Origin of the sequence: Vibrio sp. YYF0003 (assembly GCF_036350715.1) — a bacterium.
GTDB classification, from domain to species: domain Bacteria; phylum Pseudomonadota; class Gammaproteobacteria; order Enterobacterales; family Vibrionaceae; genus Vibrio; species Vibrio natriegens.
The window spans coordinates 470,465-489,548 of record NZ_JAZDWA010000003.1; the positions used below are offsets into that span (position 1 = coordinate 470,465).

The following is a 19,084-nucleotide window of genomic DNA, read 5'->3' on the forward strand; positions in this document are numbered from 1 at the left end:
TCGTGTCAAAAAGAGTTCGTGCAAGTTCTTGGAAACTGTTTCATCACCTTCTCAACACCAGTTAATCAACTTCTGTTAATCAACAACTATTAATAAGTAAATCAACGTCCTTGTGAACCATTCCTCATTCCCTAAGACAGGATTAATAATAATGATTCTCATTTAACTGTCAACAATTAAATGAGAAAAAATCTCATTTAATTTCACATTGCTTTAATGAAGTGTACTCTAGATTCGCGAAGATTAACGTTTTCATCAAACTTTTCAATGAGATAGCCATTTCGCAATAACAATCTAAGCATAGCTGGGAATTGGTTACGAGACTTCACTTTAAGGGTTTTATAACCTTGCTCAGCCACCCACTCTTCTTGGGCCTCTAACAGCATTTGTGCAACCCCTTCATTACGAGCCTGAGGAGCTACGCCACCAAACCAGCTGTAAAAAGTATCATCATCCAATTCATAACCAATTTTGAAGCCTAAAATCGAACCGTTCTTCTCAGCCACTAGAATTAAGCTGTTTTTATCGCCGAGACGCTGTGCCATAGACTCCATTGTTTCTCCATTGGCAAACTCTTTTACGTGAGTTACCACCTGAAGTGCCTCTTCCAACGTGCCTTCACGAATCAGCATTGTCATTGTTCTCTCCCCAGAAATTTAATACCCAAGCACCTTGGACTGCTGCTATGTAAATAAGCCATATTTGATCCGCCAGAGGTTACTTGGGTATATACAGACGAACAACTATTGTCGGTCTGGTTTTTCTCACTAAGCGATAATTACTCTTCTGTCGCTTCTTGAGACATATTTAGATATTGAGCCGCTTGAGCGTTTTCTTCCGCTAACCACTCCGCCACATCTTTGGCAAAGTAAGTCAGGATGCCATCAGCGCCCGCACGTTTGAAACATAGCAATGATTCCATCACCGTTTCACGCTCTTTTAACCAACCGTTTAGAATCGCCGCTTTATGCATCGAGTACTCACCCGACACTTGGTAAGCAAATGTCGGAACCTGCAACTCAGTCTTCACACGGCGTACCACATCCAGATAAGGCATCCCCGGCTTAACCATTACAGAATCGGCACCTTCATTGATATCCAGCGCGACTTCGTGAATCGCCTCATCAATATTTGCCGGATCCATTTGGTAGTTTTTCTTGTTGCCACCTTTAAGGTTAGACGAAGAACCGACCGCATCACGGAATGGCCCATAGTAGTTCGAAGCGTATTTCGCAGAGTAAGCCATGATTTGAGTATGAATATGGCCTGCTTCTTCTAGCGCTTCACGGATTTTACCAATACGTCCATCCATCATGTCTGATGGCGCAACAATATCAGCACCCGCTTCTGCGTGAGACAACGCCTGTTTAACCAATACTTCAGTCGTTTCATCATTCATTACATAGCCGTCTTCATCAATGATGCCGTCTTGGCCATGCGTGGTAAATGGATCCAGCGCAACGTCGGTAATAACACCGATTTGAGGGATATGCTCTTTAAGAGAACGCACTGCACGCTGAACTAAACCTTCTGGGTTATAGGCTTCGGTCGCACATAAGCTTTTCGCATCCTGGTTTACGACAGGGAAAAGTGCGATTGCAGGTACACCTAGATTTGCAAGGTATTGCGCTTCTTCTAGCATTAAATCAATAGACAAACGCTCTACACCCGGCATGGACTCTACGCTTTCACGACGATCTTTGCCCATCAGAATGAACATTGGGTAAATCAAATCATTAACAGAAAGTTGGTTCTCAGCCACTAGACGGCGGCTAAAGTCATGCTTACGTAAGCGACGCATACGGCGTGCAGGGAATGGACCTTGAATTGATACAGACACCATTTTCTCCTTGTCTGGACGGTTATGATGATCAAATCATCTGGTGGATAAAATCATATCACTCTTGATGCACTTTGCGGGTGACAATCTGGAAAAAGGCGCGGAAAAAAACTGAAAATGACCCCGCCCTCACACTCAAGTATACTTCTCACAAGACCTAAAAAACGAAGCACAGAGACGAACCATGATCGATACCCACGCGCACATATACGCCAGCGAATTTGATAATGACCGCGACGAAGTTGTAAAACGCGCACGAGAACAAGGCATTAATAAGATTTTGCTGCCAAACATCGATCTGGAGTCGATTGAGCCGATGCTGCAAACCGAACAGGCTTATCCTGAAGTATGCCATTCGATGATGGGCCTTCACCCATGCTATGTGGATGATAATGTTGAACAAACGCTGGAAATCATTCGCGGTTGGTTTGAGAAACACAATTTCATCGCTGTGGGAGAAATTGGTATCGATCTGTACTGGGATAAAACCTACCGAGCTGAGCAGGAAATGGCATTTATTACCCAACTTAACTGGGCAAAAGAGATGGACTTACCTGTTGTGATCCACACTCGTGATTCCATCGAAGAAACATTAACTCTGCTACGCCAGGAGCAAGATGGCCGCTTGCGTGGCGTATTTCATTGTTTTGGTGGCAGTTTAGAAGAAGCAAAAGCGATTAACGAGTTGGGCTTCCACCTCGGCTTAGGTGGCGTATCAACGTTTAAAAATGGTGGGATGGACAAAGTTATCCCTCACCTCGATATGCAGTGGGTCATACTGGAAACTGACTGCCCTTACTTAGCGCCAGTCCCACATCGCGGGAAACGCAACGAGCCAGCCTACACTTCTCTCGTTGCCCAGCGTATTGCTGAACTGAGAGACTTAACCATTGAAGAAGTAGACACAGTGACGACAGCGAATGCCGAATCTTTGTTTAATTTACCTTCAACTCAATAAGTTACTCAGCAACAAACTAAAAACTTTGCGATAGCTATTGCTACACTGATACCAAAGTTGTTCAAAAATCAGCATGACGTACAAGGAAGTACTTATGGATTTGGAGCGTATCTATTTTGTTATCAGCATTCTCGCTGGGATTGTGTTCTTATATACCCTGATAGCAAAGCGCATCGAAAATTCCGCAATATCTGGACCGATAGTTTATGTCGCTCTGGGATTGCTGCTAGGTGAATATGGCCTGGGGATAATCGGATTATCAGCAGAAGCCAATGACTTAAGACTGCTAGCCGACCTGACGCTGGCTTTAATTCTTTTCTCAGATGCCGCTCACTCCAATCTCACCGTATTAAAACAAAAAGCGGTTTATCCAGTCCGGATGCTCATGTTTGGACTGCCGGGCGCGATTATCTTGGGAACATTCGTCGCAGTTATTCTGTTTGACGTCTTATCGGTTATAGAAGCTGCCATCCTTGCGACTATGCTCGCGGCAACCGACGCGGCACTGGGCAAAGCCGTCATATCAAACCCGAAGGTACCGACTCCCGTAAGCGAAGGACTCAATGTAGAGAGCGGACTTAATGATGGTCTGTGCGTCCCAATCCTGTTGCTTCTCATCGCCGTGGAAACCAGTACTACACATGCTGACATCAGTACGCGTCATGCTTTGATGGTGTTTGCTGAAGAGCTGGGTATAGGCACACTGGTTGGATTGTCGCTCGCCTATATTGGCGCCAAGCTACTCTACTGGAGCGCGAAGAAAAAATGGCTCAGTGAAATTTGGGTTCAACTGACAGTGGGCGCTATTGCCCTGACCAGCTTCGGTTTAGCGCAAACTCTACACGGCAGTGGCTACATTGCGGCATTCACAGGTGGGCTTCTGTTTGGTCATCTTGCTTCTCGCCATACTCACAAACTGGTATTGACCACAGAGAGCCTCGCAGAGCTATTAGCCATGCTGACTTGGATTCTTTTTGGCGCGGCTGTTGTGGGGCAAGTTCTCGGGCTTTTCTCCATCAACATGATGGTATACGCCCTCATCAGTTTAACGCTGATTCGAATGATCCCTATCTATCTCTCATTTATCGGCACTGCCGTGCCTGCCCGTCACCGCTGGTTCATGGGCTGGTTTGGTCCGAGAGGTTTAGCGAGTATTGTATTTACCATCATCGTCTTAGATGCGGAGTTACCAGGGGGACGCTTTATTGCATTAACCGTAGCTTGCACCGTAATACTAAGCCTTGTTTTACATGGCATCACGGCGAGAGCTCTGTCAGAGCGCATTGGAACCGATTGATTTTGATTTAAAAACAGCCTCTTACTGAGTATTCCATAAAACAAGCAAGCCCTATTTAACAATCACCATCACACAACATCGTTTCAAACCCATTAACCCCTTAATTTTGGAACCAACTTCACATAATATATTTATTAAAAATCATAACAAAAATAGGAATATTTATGTGTCAGCATGGTATTTACTTACAACGTCAGCGCCGAACCTTCTTCCAAAAGCTCGTAGGAATCAAAGAAATATATGTATGCTCGAACTGTGGCTACGTACTAAAAATCAAGTAATGACGTTTTAGTACTCACGATCAAAAAGCGGCTCTGGAGAGCCGCTTTTTTACTGATAACTTTACGAACCAAAGACTACTCTTCGGTTTCGTCTTCCTCATCTTTACGTGTGTAGAAACGCGCAAACAGCAAACCAACTTCAAACAGCAAACACATTGGAATAGCCAGCAGAGTCTGAGAAATCATATCCGGTGGCGTCAACACCATACCAACAACAAACGCTGCAACGATGATGTATGGGCGTTTTTGTTTTAAATCTTGTGGTGTTGTTGCACCCGTCCAGCACAGTAAAATGATCGCGACCGGTACTTCAAAAGCAATGCCAAACGCCATAAACAGCGCCAGTACAAAATCCAGATAGCTGGAAATGTCAGTGGCAAACTCTACACCACCAAGCGAAATCGCGGTGAAGAAGCCAAACACGAGCGGAAATACAACAAAATACGCAAACGCTACACCGCAGTAGAACAGCAAAGAGCTGGAAAACAGCAACGGCATGATCAAACGACGTTCGTGCTTGTATAAGCCCGGAGCCACAAATGCCCATACCTGATACAAAATAAATGGCACGGCAACAAATACCGACGCAATCAGAGTCAGTTTAAGTGGCGTAAAAAATGGTGACGCAACATCAGTTGCAATCATCGTCGCACCTTCAGGCAGACGTTCTACCAAAGGCGCTGAGATAAACTCGTAAATATGGTTAGAGAAATAAACTAGCCCGACAAACACCACCAACACTGCCAATATTGAACGCAGTAGTCGGTTGCGAAGCTCCAACAAGTGACTAATTAAAGGTTGTGTCTGCTCGACGGTAGACATGGCAAACCTCTTTGTAAAAACCAGATCAAAAAGGAGCTACTTATCCTAGCAGCTCCTCCTAATGAGACTATTCGGCTTTTTTATCTGCCGCTGTAACCTTGATATCTTCCGCTTTCTCTACCGACTCAACGACAGGCTCTGCTTTCACAGGCTTAGCATCGGACTCAGTTTTTTCCGCGTAAGGGCGGTTTACAGATTGCGCAGCTTGTTTAAGTTCTTCCACAGAAGACTTCAATTCAGGGGATAAGTCTTTCATCCCCATTTGCTCAGCTTTGCGCAAGTTCTCTTGCAGCTCTTGGACTTTCAGCTCGTGAGACAATTCGTCTTTGACGCTATTTGCCATACTCTTAGCGGCACCGACAAAGCGGGACACGCTGCGAATAGCATGAGGCAAACGCTCCGGTCCAAGAACGACCAGACCAACAACAGATATTAATACCAGTTCCCAAAAACCGATATCAAACACGTTTTACGCCTGCTCTTTGTCTTTTTTCGTTTCAGGTGCAGCTTCTTTTTGTTGCTGCGTCTCTAAACTTTTTGGCTCGAAGTCTGCGTCTTTAGCATTTTTCGCAGCATCTTCGTCATCGCTCATTGCTTTTTTGAAGCCCTTAACGGCACCGCCTAGATCACCACCGATACCACGTAGCTTCTTGGTTCCGAATAGTAATACAACAATTACAGCAATGATTAGAAGTTGCCAAACACTGATACCACCCATTCTTTTTACCTCGGGTCTTTAAACAAAATGTATTTCAAGAGTTTACCGTCTATCGACGATAAGCTCGCCAACTAAACAGCCAGAATGTGACACCTGCAATCCCACAGGCGAACGATAGCTGCTCATAAGCGTTATCCACCAATATTGCCGAGCATACGACTAAAGTGGCGCCAACACCAAATAAAAACTTACCTGTCGCCTGCTGTCGCTTACTTTGACGGTAGCCCTGATAAAGCTGATCCATACGTTGGTTCATCGCCTTACCTTGTTTGAGACTATCATAAAGCAGCTCTGGCAATTCCGGTAACTTCTCCGCCCAAAATGGTGCGCGATCTTTAATGGCATTCACTAAAGCTTGCGGACCGACTTGGTTCATCATCCATTCTTCAAGGAATGGTTTTGCGGTTTCCCACAAATCAAGCTGCGGATAAAGTTGTCTGCCAAGCCCTTCCACGTACAGCAAGGTTTTTTGCAGCAATACCAGTTGAGGTTGAACCTCCATATTGAAACGACGTGCAGTATTGAACAGATTCAATAGCACGTGACCAAAGGAGATTTCACACAGTGGCTTAGCGAAAATTGGCTCACAAACAATGCGAATCGCAAACTCAAACTCGTCAACATTGGTATCTGCCGGCACCCAACCTGAGTCCACGTGCAATTCCGCCACTCGACGATAATCACGATTGAAGAACGCAAGGAAGTTTTCCGCCAGATAACGTTTGTCTTCACTATTAAGTGTACCAACGATCCCACAATCTAACCCAATCCACGTTGGGTTTTCCGGGTGATCAGGTTTAACGAACACATTACCGGGATGCATATCGGCATGAAAGAAGCTGTCTCTGAACACCTGAGTGAAGAACACACTCACGCCGCGTTCAGCCAGCAGTTTCATATTGGTGCCATTTGCTATCAAGCCTTCTATATCAGAAACTTGAAAGCCATATATTCGCTCAGAAACCATGACAGTTTCATTACTGAAGTCAGGAAAAACTTCAGGAACGTATAATTCTTCGCTATCTTCGAAATTTCGACGCAATTGAATCGCGTTAGCCGCCTCACGACGCAGGTCGAGTTCATCGAGAAGCGTTTTCTCATATTCACGAACAACTTCGACCGGTTTTAAACGACGTGCTTCAGGCATTGCCCCCGCGACTATACGTGCCATTCGGTGCATCAGTTTTAGATCGGAATCAATAACTGGGCGAATATCTGGGCGAATGACCTTTAATACCACTTCTTGGTTAGTGTCTTTTAATCGCGCTGTGTGCACCTGAGCAATAGATGCAGAGGCCAGTGGTTTAATATCAAACTCGGTAAACCAGTTTTCGAGCGGACCACCTAACGCCTTTTCCATTTGCTGTTTCGCCAGTTCACCATCAAATGGGGCAACCTGGTCTTGAAGCAACGCGAGGGGATCAGCGATATGAGGCGGGAATAAGTCACGGCGGGTCGACATCATCTGACCGAACTTGATCCAAACCGGACCCAGCTCTTGTAACGCTAAACGAAGTCGCTCACCTAATGGCTTCTCGGGGTGTTTATTTTTAATCCAGAACAGGCTTTTGCGCATCCAAAGCGGCGCTTTCGTCAGTTGATGCTCCGGCAACAACTCATCCAGCCCATATTCCAGTTGTACTTTAACGATGTGATATAAGCGCTTTATTTCTGCTGGAGTCATGGTTTCTCCAACGCAGGCTTATCCGCATCTAATTTATCAAGCAGAGCATTCAGACGAGCTTCAACTCGTGATGCCTGACTGCGTACTTCGTCCACTTGATCGCAAAAATGCGCGACTTCGAGCGGCGCTGGCGCGAATTTCCACTCTTCTGTCATCACCTGCGCTAGATGTCGCTGGTGTTTTTCTGCTTGAGAAACGAAAAAGTTACCGACGTTTTTTGAACCCTGCACGACCGTATGGGCTACAACATCTCCAGTCACTCGCGACAGCCATTCTTCAATGTCTGGTTTGCAATCCACCATCAGCTGAGAGAATTTTTGCGCCAGTTGAATATCACCTTCCAGCTCAAGCTTATCTTGCTTGATAAGACGGGTGATGTTGGCTTGATCTCGCAGTTCCGGCAACACACTCAGGTTGAGAGACAAATAACAGTCAGGATGACCTTCATAGTTACCCAAAACATCAATCTGCTGACTGAAAACAAAGGTCAGCGTCTTATTGATTTCTTTCAGGTGGACTTGAATAACCTGGCCTTTCAGACGTGCTAAACGACGACCCAGAGTGGGATCGTCTTTAATCAGTGTGTTCAGCGACGTTTCAATGACGGCAGTAATAAGAGGTTCAAATGGCATGCCGTTAACCCTTAGAATTTGTAGCCGCGGTGCAGCGCCACAATACCACCCGTTAGGTTGTAGTATTTGGTGTTTTCGAAGCCCGCTTCTTGCATCATGCCTTCCAGAGTGTCTTGATCTGGGTGCATGCGGATAGATTCTGCTAGGTAACGGTAACTTTCCGCATCGTTCGCGACCAGTTCGCCCATTTTTGGCAACAGATGGAACGAGTATGCGTCATAAATTTTCGATAATGGTTCGATGACTGGTTTTGAAAATTCCAGTACCAATAGACGGCCACCCGGCTTAAGAACGCGGAACATCGAACGCAGCGCTTTGTCTTTATCTGTTACGTTACGCAGACAGAAGCTGATAGTAATCACATCAAAATAATCATCTGGGAACGGCAGTTCTTCTGCGTTCGCCTGAACGTAATGCACATTGCCCACAATACCATTATCGCGCAGCTTATCGCGGCCGACATTCAGCATTGAATTGTTGATATCCGCCAGAATCACATGGCCCTGATCGCCGACGATTCGCGAGAATTTTGCTGTCAGGTCACCAGTACCACCGCCAAGATCCAGAATGCGCTGCCCCGGGCGAGCACCACTACAATCGATAGTGAAACGCTTCCACAGACGGTGAACGCCTCCCGACATCAGGTCATTCATGATGTCGTACTTTGCTGCCACGGAGTGAAAAACTTCGGCAACTTTAGTTACTTTTTCTTCTTTCGCCACGGTAGTGAAACCAAAGTGGGTGGTTTCGTTCTCTAATGCATTATTGGATTGCAAGCTTGTGTCCGTCATTCTAATTCCTCTTAGGCAGCACGTTTCACTGCTGGGCGGTTGCTGACAAATAGAGTCGCCCAATGTACTGCGGGCGATTAGTTTACTTTATCCTCAGCCGGATGTCTTTCTACTAACGATTCATTTTCGGAAAATGCTTCACTCTGTGCCAGTTGTGCAAGATCAGAGGAAATTGGGCGCTTAATCTCGACACCAAGTTGCTTGAAGCTTTCTGCCTGTCGAATCACATTACCGCGACCTGTAGCAAGTTTATTCATCGCGCCTTGATACGTTTGGTTGGCTTTATCCAGCGCCCCGCCCAAACCTTCCATATCATCAATAAACAAACGTAGTTTGTCGTAAAGTTTGGTTGCTCGCTCTGCAATCAGTTTAGCGTTTTCATTCTGACGTTCATTTCGCCATAAATTATCAATGGTACGCAGCGCCACCAGCAAGGTCGTCGGGCTAACCAAAATGATGTTCTGCTCCATCGCGTCTTTAACCAAACTCGGATCAGCCTGAATAGCGACCTGAAAAGCGGGTTCCACCGGAATAAACATCAGCACATAATCCAGGCTCTGAATGCCTTTGAGTTTGTGATAATCCTTCATGCTTAAGCCCTTGATGTGCGCACGCAGCGCAATAAGATGGGCATTCAACGCTTGATCTCGCTGTGCATCGGTTTCCGCGTTGAAGTAACGCTCATACGCCACCAAAGCCATTTTCGAGTCGACCACAACTTGCTTATTTTGCGGAAGGTGAACAATCACATCAGGTTGATAACGCTTACCTGCTTCATTTTGTAGATTCACCTGCGTCTCGTATTCGTGCCCTTCTCTCAGACCAGATTCTGCCAGCACGCGGGCAAGAACCACTTCGCCCCAGTTACCTTGCTGCTTGTTGTCGCCTTTCAAAGCTTGGGTCAGGTTCACCGCTTCACGCGTCATTTGCTCGTTTAAACGTTGCAGATTTTTTAGCTCATGGACCAGAGTATGACGCTCTTTGGCTTCCTGACTAAAGCTGTCATTGACTTGTTTTTTGAAGCCATCCAATTGCTCTCTTAGCGGAGAAAGCAAGCCTTCTAAGCTCTGACGGTTTTGCAGATCCACCTTCGCGGTTTTCTCTTCAAATAGCTGGTTGGCAAGGTGCTCAAATTGCTGCTTCAAACGTACTTCTGCTTGTTCCAGTATTTGCAGCTTTTCCGCATTCGACTGATTCACTTGATCATGGCGCGCTTGCTGCTCTCGCAGTTGCGTTTCCAAACGCGATTTTTGCTCACGCATTTTCCCGAGCTCATCGAAATACTGCTGACGCTCTTGTTTGACGGCTTCGAAATAACGAAGCTTTTCCATTGCTGCCATCAACTTGCCGTGTGACTGACGCACTTCAAATGCCGCTTTATCGCGCTCGTCATCCAGTTCATCCAGCTCTTGTTGCGATTCAGCCAGACGCTGACCCACTTGCTCAAGCTGTTGTTGGTGAAGCTGTTTTTCTGCAGACAGTTGCTGCTCAAGAAGCTGAGTTTGAGTGATAAAACGCTGTTTTACCCACCAACCGACCGCCGCTCCGCTGGCTGCAGCGGCACATAGAGTAGAGAGAATGAGAGATTGATGCTCAAGAATCCATTGCATAATAGCGAGTTAGCCTGTGTTTTATATCTATAACAATGGTATTTAGACACTGGATAAATGTCCAGTTTGTTGGATGAAAAATCCTCGCATACACTACCTGCTCAAAATAATATCCTTTGGCTCGCTCAAAATCTTATCGCCGAGCCTTTGAACACGATACAGAGGCATCATGAATGAGCGTCGCGCCCTAGGATTTGGGCTCTCAGCAGTATTACTTTGGTCGACAGTGGCGACCGCATTTAAACTCACATTAGCCGAGTTCACTCCGATTCAGATGCTGTGTATTGCCAGCATCGTTTCTGCTATTACTCTTGTCATCGTATGTGGTGTTCAAGGCAAGTTGAATCAGCTCAGCGATACCTTTCTGTCGAATCCTTGGTATTACCTGCTACTTGGCCTGATTAACCCATTAGCCTACTACCTGATCCTGTTTAAGGCTTATGACTTGCTCCCGGCCTCTCAGGCCCAGGCCATCAACTACAGCTGGGCCATCACGCTGACGCTCATGGCAGCGGTATTTCTCGGGCAGAAAATTCGTAGCAAAGACTGGATTGCTTGCGCGTTTAGTTACCTAGGTGTGATTGTGATTGCCACTCAGGGCAACGTGTTAGGTATGGATTTTGAGAGCCCGCTTGGCGTTGGTTTAGCTCTGCTCTCTACATTGCTATGGGCAGGATATTGGATTCTCAACACCAAAAACAAAGCGGATCCGGTCGTGGGCGTGTTACTTGGTTTTCTGGTTGCGATTCCTTTTACTGTTGCGTTAAGCATCTATGAAGGACAAAGCTGGAATACCATCTCGGCCCAAGGCTGGGCTGCGGTGACCTATGTAGGTCTTTTTGAGATGGGGATTACGTTCGTCCTTTGGCTAAGCGCGCTCAAGTCAACACAGAATACGGCTCGCATCAGTAACCTGATTTTCGCTTCCCCATTCATCTCCCTGATGTTACTGGCGACGATTATTGGTGAAGACATTCATCCCTCTACGCTGATCGGGCTGGTATTGATCATCAGTGGTCTGGTGATTCAGCAAGTCAAGTTTGGCAAAAAAGAGAAAACCGCCAATGCCTCTCACTAACAGACGTTATCAATTCGTATTTTTATGAACTGAAGCGTCTTATACCGCTTGGAATTATTTTATGGTCGGATACGATACAGCCAAAGCCCAATAGCCATCTCAGCTATATTTTTATAAACACATCGTTGGGCGATTCAGGATACCGTACTAATTATGTTTCGCTTTGATATTCCATCTTCTTCATTAGCAGACTGGCAAGATGCCCTGCAACAGTGCTGTAATGCCAACCATGCACAGGGACAAGTCTACGCCTTCAATGACAACGAACAGTGGCAACACAGTGCGTTGTCGACCGCAGAGCAGAACCATGATGCGATTGTTGCCGAGATTGAGCAGATCACCGCTCAATTTATCCCTTTTCAGTTAGAAACCATCAACATAGCTTATGAGCAGCAGATCCTCAGCATCTGTCCGGTGTGGCTACCTAACGGTAATTTGTTTGCCGCGATTACGCTGACTTACACAAACGCACAAAGCCATCACGTGCCAGCGTGGCTGAGCGCCCTTGCGGGTCGGTTTAGTTTTGATGTGAGCCGACATTACCAACAAGAACAACAACGCCATCTGCAGTATCAGCAAGATCAAAGTCAAATCCCAACATTACAAGAGTTTATCGACTGCCTTGAAGACCATATCTGGATCAAAGGCACCGATGGCCTGTATGCAATGACTAACCGAAGCGTCGAGCAAGCCTGGCAAAAAACCAATCAGGAAATCATTGGTAAAAATGATTTTGACCTTTTCAGCGAACAGCGCGCTGAGAAATTCATTCAAGCTGATATTACAGTGGTTGAAACTGGCAATCAGAATATTGTTGAAGAGTGCCGACAAATAGACTCGAACAATAATCCAACCTGGCTCGAAACCATTAAGTCACCTGTACGCAATCAAGCAGGTGAGCTGATTGGTGTTATGGGCATGACGCGAAACATCACACGTAGAAAAACCATAGAAACCCAACTAACGTTGGCGTCGAAAATCTTCAATAATTCGCAAGAAGGGATGATCATCACCGATCGTGATGCAAACATTATCGATATCAATCCTGCCTTTACGAACATCACAGGGTACAGTGCAGAAGAAGTGATTGGTCATACACCGAAAATCCTTCACTCTGGACACCACGATAGCAGCTTCTATCTAAATTTATGGTCTGAGCTACAAGTTAAAGGACAGTGGAAAGGCGAGTTCATCAACCGCAAGAAAGATGGCAGCTTTTACCCTCAACTGGCCACCATCAGCGCGGTAATGGACGACAAAGATCAGCTGATCAACTATATCTGTGTGTTTGAAGACATTTCGGTGCGCAAAGCACATGAAGAAAAGCTGCAGCGAATGGCGTTTTATGACCCGTTGACCAATCTGCCAAATCGTACTCATTTACTTGGATTGCTCGAGCAACACATCGAAACTGGTCAAAAGAGCCAGCAAAGCTTTGCGACCCTTTTCCTGGATATCGATCACTTTAAGCACATCAACGACAGTATGGGGCATTTTTGCGGAGATCAATTGCTGACCAAACTGGCAATACGTCTGCAAGACACCTTGCATCTCAATGCCCATGTCGCACGAATCAGCGGCGACGAATTTGTGATTATTCTTCCAGAAGCCCAAAGTGATGTCGCGCTGTCCGAAACGGTGGACAGCATCTTAGGTGTATTCCATCAACCGTTTAAGCTGACCAGTCACGAATCATTGCGTGTCTCAGCAAGTATCGGTATTGCCCTGTATCCAACCGATGGTCAAGACAGTGAAACACTGCTGAAAAATGCAGATACTGCCATGTACTTAGCGAAAAAAAATGGCCGTAACGGCTACGCTTTTTATTCACCGGATCTGACTCACAAGTCCATTTCCCACGTGCGAATTCAATCAGCGCTGCACGAGGCAATAGAGAAACAGCAACTGCGTTTGGAGTATCAACCCCAATACAACCTGGAGCAGAACTCTATTGTTGGCGTGGAGGCCCTGTTGCGCTGGCAGCACCCTGAATTTGGCTTAGTGTCCCCTGCTGATTTTATTCCAATTGCAGAAAAAACCGGGCTAATTCAAAGCATCGGCGATTGGGTTATCAGGCAGGCTTGTATTCAGGGCCACGCTTGGCTGGAGTCTGGAATTAATTTCGGCAAAATAGCCGTCAATGTATCCGCACTCCAACTGCAGCAATCGAACTTTATCGACCGGCTTCAGGTGATACTTCAGGAGACTGGTTTTTCTGCGCATCATTTGGATATCGAAATCACCGAAAGCTTTTTGTTGATCGACCCACAACAGGCCATTGCGTCGTTAAATCAACTGCGCGAACTCGGTATTGAAATATCTTTGGATGATTTTGGTACTGGCTATTCCTCGCTTTCTTACCTGAAAGGTCTGCCGATCAACAAATTGAAGATCGACCGTTCATTTGTGAAAGATGTACCGAGTCACAGCGACAGCAATGCCATCGTTAATGCGATCATCGCTATGGGCAAAACCTTATCGCTTAAAGTCGTCGCAGAAGGGATTGAAACTCAAGAACAAGCACAATACCTGTCAGACAAAGGATGTATTTACGGGCAGGGATTTTTATTTAGCCCATCCGTTACTCCCAACAAGCTATTTCTATAGCGGACCGCCATCAACAGCAAAAGCCGAGTAAGAAATACTCGGCTTTATAACTGTGTCAGAAATTAAAAATCCAGCGAAAAAGAATATATTTGATAGCGATAGGTAATGGATACATGGTTTTCCACATACCGATAGTCATCACCGGATAGCTCATTGGTAATGAGATCCCCATTAAACACGATGTGATGCTTTTTATATTTAGCCTCAGCATAAATACCAGTTGATAAACCCAGTTTGGAGTGATTAATTTTTCTCACCTTTCCGTAATTAGGGTGCTCTCGATTGGTGATTAAAAACTCGCCGTTATGATCCTGGTATCCCAACCCAGCCCCAACACCGACTCTATATTGCCAGCCCTCAGGTTTTTCTCGCCCAAATTGGTAGTAGATGATGGGAGTAAAATACAGAGATAAACCCTCTATTTTGGTGCCTTTGTTTTGAATAACGCGGTTATAACCGCCGCCATCTCCCACAACTTGCTTATCAAATTTAGAGGTAAAAAAGTCAGCCGAAAACGTATAAGACCAATTTCGGTCTTGCCATATATATTTAGGCTCGGTTCTGAGAGAAATACTTGGTGCGACATTCAATCCATCAGTCTGAAATTCAGCCACTTCCATAACACTTTCTCTTTCGCTGATTTCAATGGTTCGGTAACCAAGTGACGCGCCCACAAGAACTTCAAAAGAGGTACCAGAATCACGTTCATGCGCACTTAATGTTCCGCAAAAACACAATGATAGGATGAAGAACATAGACCGCATGATGATTCCGCTACTGGCTAAATCTGAACTTGGGAAACAAACTAAAGCAGGTGATTCCAAAAGACGAGGCCATGCATAGCTGATTAGCCGTCAACGAGTGACTTATCTATTTATCTGCGAGACAAATAACATCTTCCGTTTGAAAGTTAAGAAATTGGGCGGCTGGTCGGGATATAAAGACAAAGGGGTAAATGCTTCGGCGTCTTGCCAGTTAACGCTTTACGCTCGAGCTAAAATCCAAAACAAGAAGAAAATTGCTCAATGTTCATCCTTTGTCAGTAATCTATAATGCCGGATAACTCCGGCATGTTTATGTGCTTTTAGTCACTGAGGGGAGTAAGTTGACCATCTTTCATCAGCCTGCGTTCACAGTGCGGATTTAGCCCCTGTGGCTGGTGCGCGACTTCAACCACTAACTTGTCTTGCCAATCTTGGCGAAGACGCTGACGAATAACGATCTCGGTCTGTTTGTCTAACGCACTGAATGCTTCATCCAACAAATAAACGGGCGTATCGCGCAACCATGCTCTTGCCAACGCTATCCGCTGCGCTTCTCCACCGCTGAGACGAGTACCATTAAGCCCCAACTCAGTATCTAGCCCATCGGATAATGCAAAGAACATTGGCTCCAAGCAGACTAGCCGTAGTGCTTGCATCAGTTTCTCGTCACTATAGTGACCACCTAGAGATAAGTTGTAGCGTAAAGACGCGGGAAAAATCACACTCTGTTGAGGTATATAACTGATTTTCAGCCAAGCAGATTCTCGATTCAAACAGGTAATCGCTTCGCCTTTGAACCGCAACGGAGTCGTCTCGGAAAGATGAATACCAGCCAAGTAGCGCAGCAATGATGTCTTGCCACTTCCACTTTGCCCATGGATAACCAAATGCGTTCCCGCAGGCAGCGACAGCGATAAGTCTTCAAACAGCCAGTCAGCCCCAGGGCTATAACGATGGCTTAAACCTGTGACACTGAGTAGAGCCTCAGAATCAGATCTGGCGTGAGCTTTAGTATCGTCACTAAGTGCTGCTGACGGCTGCGCTTCCAATATGGTCAGAACTCGGTGACAAGCAGGAAACGTCTGAGGCAAGTCCTCAAAAGTCCTAGTCAGCGCTAGCACCGGACCGAAAGCGCCCGCATATAAACATAGCGCCGTTAACGATAGCGGATCTCCCTGCCACCAAGCCCAGACAATCATGGCAATAAAGCCACTACCAATGATTAAATCTGTCAGCGCATCCTTAACACCATTGCGGACAGCTAAGGTGTTATGTAAGCGTTGAAGCGCTTGTCCTTGTTTGGTTACTTTGCGCTGAAAAAACGCCATCGCTGACCAATTCTGTATTTCATTGAAACCAGATACCACGTCGGTCAGCAAGGTATTCAACAGACCAAATTGATCGCGAATATTCTGCCCTAGCTTCGCGCTGCGACTGAGGTGCCACGCAGGTAATACACCACCAATAACCAGCAGAAGTAAACCCAATACGATTGCCGCTGGACCAACTAAAAAATACCCGTAAGCAGTCACCAACAGCGACACCACCAGTGCAGAGAGTACTGGAACAATGGTGTGAGCATAGAAGACTTCGATGCGCTCTATGTCCGATACTACCCGTGCGGTGAGGTCACCGGTCGAAAGGTCGTGAATATTGTCCGGCGCTTGCTGTTCTAGCCGCCAATACACTTGATTGCGTAAGTCTTCTTGGATACGAAATGCAGCGTTATGCCCTGAAAGTTGCTCGATATATCGACAGATTGCTTTGCCGATACCAATCCAAAGTAACGGCCAAAGCAGTTGTGGCCAAATCGATACGGGTTGTTGGCCAATAAATAATTCTTGCGCGTATTGCCCCGCGACAACGAGGATTGCAATGGTGCCAAACTGATTTAATATCCGACAAAGCAACGACAAACCAAGCGGAGCTAAGTGCGGTTTAGCTAGATTTAATAACTGATTGATCATGCCCAGGCCTCCGAGCTTGTTACTTTAGTTACATCGCGCCAACGGCTGACATCTACGACTCGATCAGCCTGAGCAATTAGTCGTGGTGAGTGACTGATCACCAATACGCCGGCCTGCTGCTTGAGCTGATGCAGCGCATCAATCACTTTTTGTTCGGTCAATTCATCCAACTGACGGGTCGGTTCATCGATTAACATCAGCGCATGATCGGATAAAAATGCTCGAGATAAACCAAGCCGAGCCGCCTGCCCGCCAGAGATATGCTTTCCGCCTTCACCCGGATGCAATGACAGTGTGTCTGAGTGCTCTAGCCATTCATCCAGCGCACTCTGTTTTAGCGCATCACGCACCTCATCTTGTGTAGCACTGGATGCCGCCATACGACAGTTATCTTCCAGTGTCTGATGAAACACATACGGCATCTGCTGTAAGTAACCAATCGGCTGATGGGTAATCACACCTGCATCGGGCATCAACTGACCACGGATCAGTTTGAACAAGGTGGATTTGCCGCAACCGCTTGGCCCCTGCAGCACCACCAGTTCACCTTTGTATACGCTTAAATCGACACCCTGAAATAGTTTTTCTTGCTGAGGATAACCATAAGTCAAACCGCGAACATCAAGAACAACGGCATGATTTTGCTGTGTAAGATGGTGGGATTCATTTTCGTCTAAAGACAAGATGTGTTGTACGTCAGCCTGCACTTCTCGGCCCAGCGCACCGGCAAAGAAGAACGCTCCCATTAAAGACAATGGACGTATCAGCTCGACACTGGCCAAAATAATAAAAGCTGCCGATGCTGCGTCTAGAATACCCAATTGATAACGCGTAATCGCCAACAATGACGCAGCGACTATCGTGCCCAGAGAAAACAACAGGTCAACCAATAAGATCACCAGTTGATTGGTTTTGAGGAGCGACATGGTAGAGCGTCGTAATGCCTCACCATGCTGTTCAATTTCCGCTCCCCAAATTTTGGAATATTGGTACAGCTTTAGCACGGGAAGGCCGTGCAAGCTCTGAGTAAACAACTCCGTCAGCAGAGCCAAGTTGTGCTTATAGGTCGCACTGACACTGGCAAAACGTTTAAACACCAACATTAAAATGGCTGGAATTAGAGGGATCATTAACAGCAAGATAAAGCCAGAAAATGGGTCTATGAATGCAATAAATAGACACACTAGCAAAGGACCAAGCAGACCGATAAAAAACTGAGGGACAAACAGCCCCCAATATAGGTCCAGTACTTCCACGCCTTCACCAAGCAGGTAATTGAGCTTCCCACGCAGCTCTGGTGTCATTTGGGCTGGCTTTAAAGCGGCCAATTTATCAAGCAGTTGCTTACGTATTGACTGCTTCACTTGCTGCGCCGTTTTTGCCCCCAAGTAACGATGGAAAATAATCACACCAAAGCGTAACGCTAATAAAGTCACACTCGCCAATAGCACCTGTAGAACAATCGGTTCAAAGTTGTCACTGAACACTCGGCTCACCAGCCAATATTGACCGACTAAACCAAGAATAACCAACACGCCACTGCTTACAGAACCCAAAAGCCAAGGTTTTGCGGATTGAGGAATCTTACCTATCATTTATTTTCCTCAACTGGATCAACGCGCGTCTTGTAGCGCAAAATAATGTAGGTTTCGATAAGGGCAATCACCAGCAATGTAATTTGTGCAGATGGTCGTTCACCGAGCAACCAAACGACGGTCGCCAGTATCGAGCACCACACCACTATCAGTACTCGCACCTTTTCTTTTATGGTTAGGCCACGATTTTCTTTAATGTTTCTCAGCGTTGGACCGAGCAAACGGCTGGCGAGCAACCACGACTGAAAACGAGGCGAACTGACACTAAAGCAATAGAGCGCAAGTAACGCAAAAGGAACGGTAGGCAGTAACGGAATAAACACACCAACCATACCCAGCCCTGTCGCACTGACCCCTATAGTTAAAAAGGCATATCTTTTAATCATGTTCCAATTCATTCTGTAGATTATCTGTAGTAATGAAGGGCTGAATTTCACTGC

General features: G+C 46.1%; 17 protein-coding genes. 4 read left to right on the forward strand and 13 right to left on the reverse strand.

Features of this window, described 5'->3' with window-relative positions; genetic code table 11:
- Positions 1-203: 203 nt before the first annotated feature.
- Both V1U08_RS12460 and hemB read right to left on the reverse strand, forming a co-directional pair.
- Positions 204-638, reverse strand: coding sequence for a GNAT family N-acetyltransferase (locus tag V1U08_RS12460; RefSeq protein WP_065296111.1), 435 nt, complete (start codon positions 636-638; stop codon positions 204-206).
- Positions 639-778: 140 nt separating this feature from the next.
- The gene (hemB, locus tag V1U08_RS12465) at positions 779-1,840 is read right to left on the reverse strand and encodes a porphobilinogen synthase (protein WP_031779279.1); all 1,062 of its coding nucleotides are present in this window, start codon (positions 1,838-1,840) and stop codon (positions 779-781) included.
- A 184-nt stretch (positions 1,841-2,024) separates the two neighbouring features.
- On the opposite strand from hemB, the gene V1U08_RS12470 reads away from it, so the two are divergent.
- The gene (locus V1U08_RS12470; RefSeq protein ID WP_065299002.1) at positions 2,025-2,798 is read left to right on the forward strand and encodes a TatD family hydrolase; all 774 of its coding nucleotides are present in this window, start codon (positions 2,025-2,027) and stop codon (positions 2,796-2,798) included.
- 94 nt (positions 2,799-2,892) lie between these two features.
- Entirely contained in the window at positions 2,893-4,095 is a 1,203-nt protein-coding gene (locus V1U08_RS12475; protein WP_330470707.1) for a cation:proton antiporter, read from the forward strand.
- 356 nt (positions 4,096-4,451) lie between these two features.
- Here the strand turns inward: V1U08_RS12475 and tatC are convergent, their stop codons facing one another.
- The 7 genes from tatC to rmuC all read right to left on the reverse strand — a co-directional run bounded on the left by tatC (position 4,452) and on the right by rmuC (position 10,633).
- Complete coding sequence (gene tatC, locus V1U08_RS12480) at positions 4,452-5,198, reverse strand: twin-arginine translocase subunit TatC (protein WP_014230503.1); 747 nt, start codon at positions 5,196-5,198, stop codon at positions 4,452-4,454.
- 67 nt (positions 5,199-5,265) lie between these two features.
- Positions 5,266-5,664, reverse strand: coding sequence for a Sec-independent protein translocase protein TatB (tatB, locus tag V1U08_RS12485; protein WP_176290552.1), 399 nt, complete (start codon positions 5,662-5,664; stop codon positions 5,266-5,268).
- 3 nt (positions 5,665-5,667) lie between these two features.
- The gene (gene tatA, locus V1U08_RS12490) at positions 5,668-5,916 is read right to left on the reverse strand and encodes a Sec-independent protein translocase subunit TatA (RefSeq protein ID WP_330470708.1); all 249 of its coding nucleotides are present in this window, start codon (positions 5,914-5,916) and stop codon (positions 5,668-5,670) included.
- 49 nt (positions 5,917-5,965) lie between these two features.
- Positions 5,966-7,600: a ubiquinone biosynthesis regulatory protein kinase UbiB gene (gene ubiB / locus V1U08_RS12495; RefSeq protein ID WP_065296106.1), complete on the reverse strand. Its 1,635-nt coding sequence runs from the start codon at positions 7,598-7,600 to the stop codon at positions 5,966-5,968.
- Complete coding sequence (locus V1U08_RS12500; RefSeq protein ID WP_330470709.1) at positions 7,597-8,232, reverse strand: ubiquinone biosynthesis accessory factor UbiJ; 636 nt, start codon at positions 8,230-8,232, stop codon at positions 7,597-7,599. The genes ubiB and V1U08_RS12500 overlap by 4 nt, the downstream gene beginning before the upstream one ends.
- A gap of 11 nt (positions 8,233-8,243) precedes the next feature.
- Positions 8,244-9,023 carry a bifunctional demethylmenaquinone methyltransferase/2-methoxy-6-polyprenyl-1,4-benzoquinol methylase UbiE gene (gene ubiE / locus V1U08_RS12505; RefSeq protein ID WP_014230498.1) on the reverse strand — a complete coding sequence of 260 codons (780 nt, stop codon included), beginning with the start codon at positions 9,021-9,023 and terminating at the stop codon, positions 8,244-8,246.
- A 77-nt stretch (positions 9,024-9,100) separates the two neighbouring features.
- Positions 9,101-10,633 (reverse strand): DNA recombination protein RmuC, encoded by a 1,533-nt coding sequence (gene rmuC / locus V1U08_RS12510; protein ID WP_330470710.1) that lies wholly within the window; start codon positions 10,631-10,633, stop codon positions 9,101-9,103.
- A gap of 169 nt (positions 10,634-10,802) precedes the next feature.
- Between rmuC and V1U08_RS12515 the strand changes: the two genes are divergently transcribed.
- Both V1U08_RS12515 and V1U08_RS12520 read left to right on the forward strand, forming a co-directional pair.
- Positions 10,803-11,711, forward strand: coding sequence for a DMT family transporter (locus V1U08_RS12515; protein WP_330470711.1), 909 nt, complete (start codon positions 10,803-10,805; stop codon positions 11,709-11,711).
- A gap of 153 nt (positions 11,712-11,864) precedes the next feature.
- Complete coding sequence (locus tag V1U08_RS12520) at positions 11,865-14,318, forward strand: putative bifunctional diguanylate cyclase/phosphodiesterase (protein ID WP_239949257.1); 2,454 nt, start codon at positions 11,865-11,867, stop codon at positions 14,316-14,318.
- 62 nt (positions 14,319-14,380) lie between these two features.
- On the opposite strand, the gene V1U08_RS12525 is transcribed toward V1U08_RS12520, so the two are convergent.
- From V1U08_RS12525 to V1U08_RS12540, 4 genes are all read right to left on the reverse strand, one after another.
- A complete protein-coding gene (locus V1U08_RS12525) occupies positions 14,381-15,082 on the reverse strand; it encodes a hypothetical protein (protein ID WP_330470712.1) in 702 nt (233 codons plus the stop codon).
- Positions 15,083-15,402: 320 nt separating this feature from the next.
- Complete coding sequence (locus V1U08_RS12530) at positions 15,403-17,049, reverse strand: amino acid ABC transporter ATP-binding/permease protein (RefSeq protein ID WP_330470713.1); 1,647 nt, start codon at positions 17,047-17,049, stop codon at positions 15,403-15,405.
- A complete protein-coding gene (locus V1U08_RS12535) occupies positions 17,046-18,644 on the reverse strand; it encodes an ABC transporter ATP-binding protein/permease (protein ID WP_020336271.1) in 1,599 nt (532 codons plus the stop codon). The genes V1U08_RS12530 and V1U08_RS12535 overlap by 4 nt, the downstream gene beginning before the upstream one ends.
- Positions 18,641-19,030, reverse strand: coding sequence for a YbaN family protein (locus tag V1U08_RS12540; RefSeq protein ID WP_081280032.1), 390 nt, complete (start codon positions 19,028-19,030; stop codon positions 18,641-18,643). Before V1U08_RS12540 ends, V1U08_RS12535 begins: the two co-directional genes overlap by 4 nt.
- Positions 19,031-19,084 lie beyond the last annotated feature (54 nt).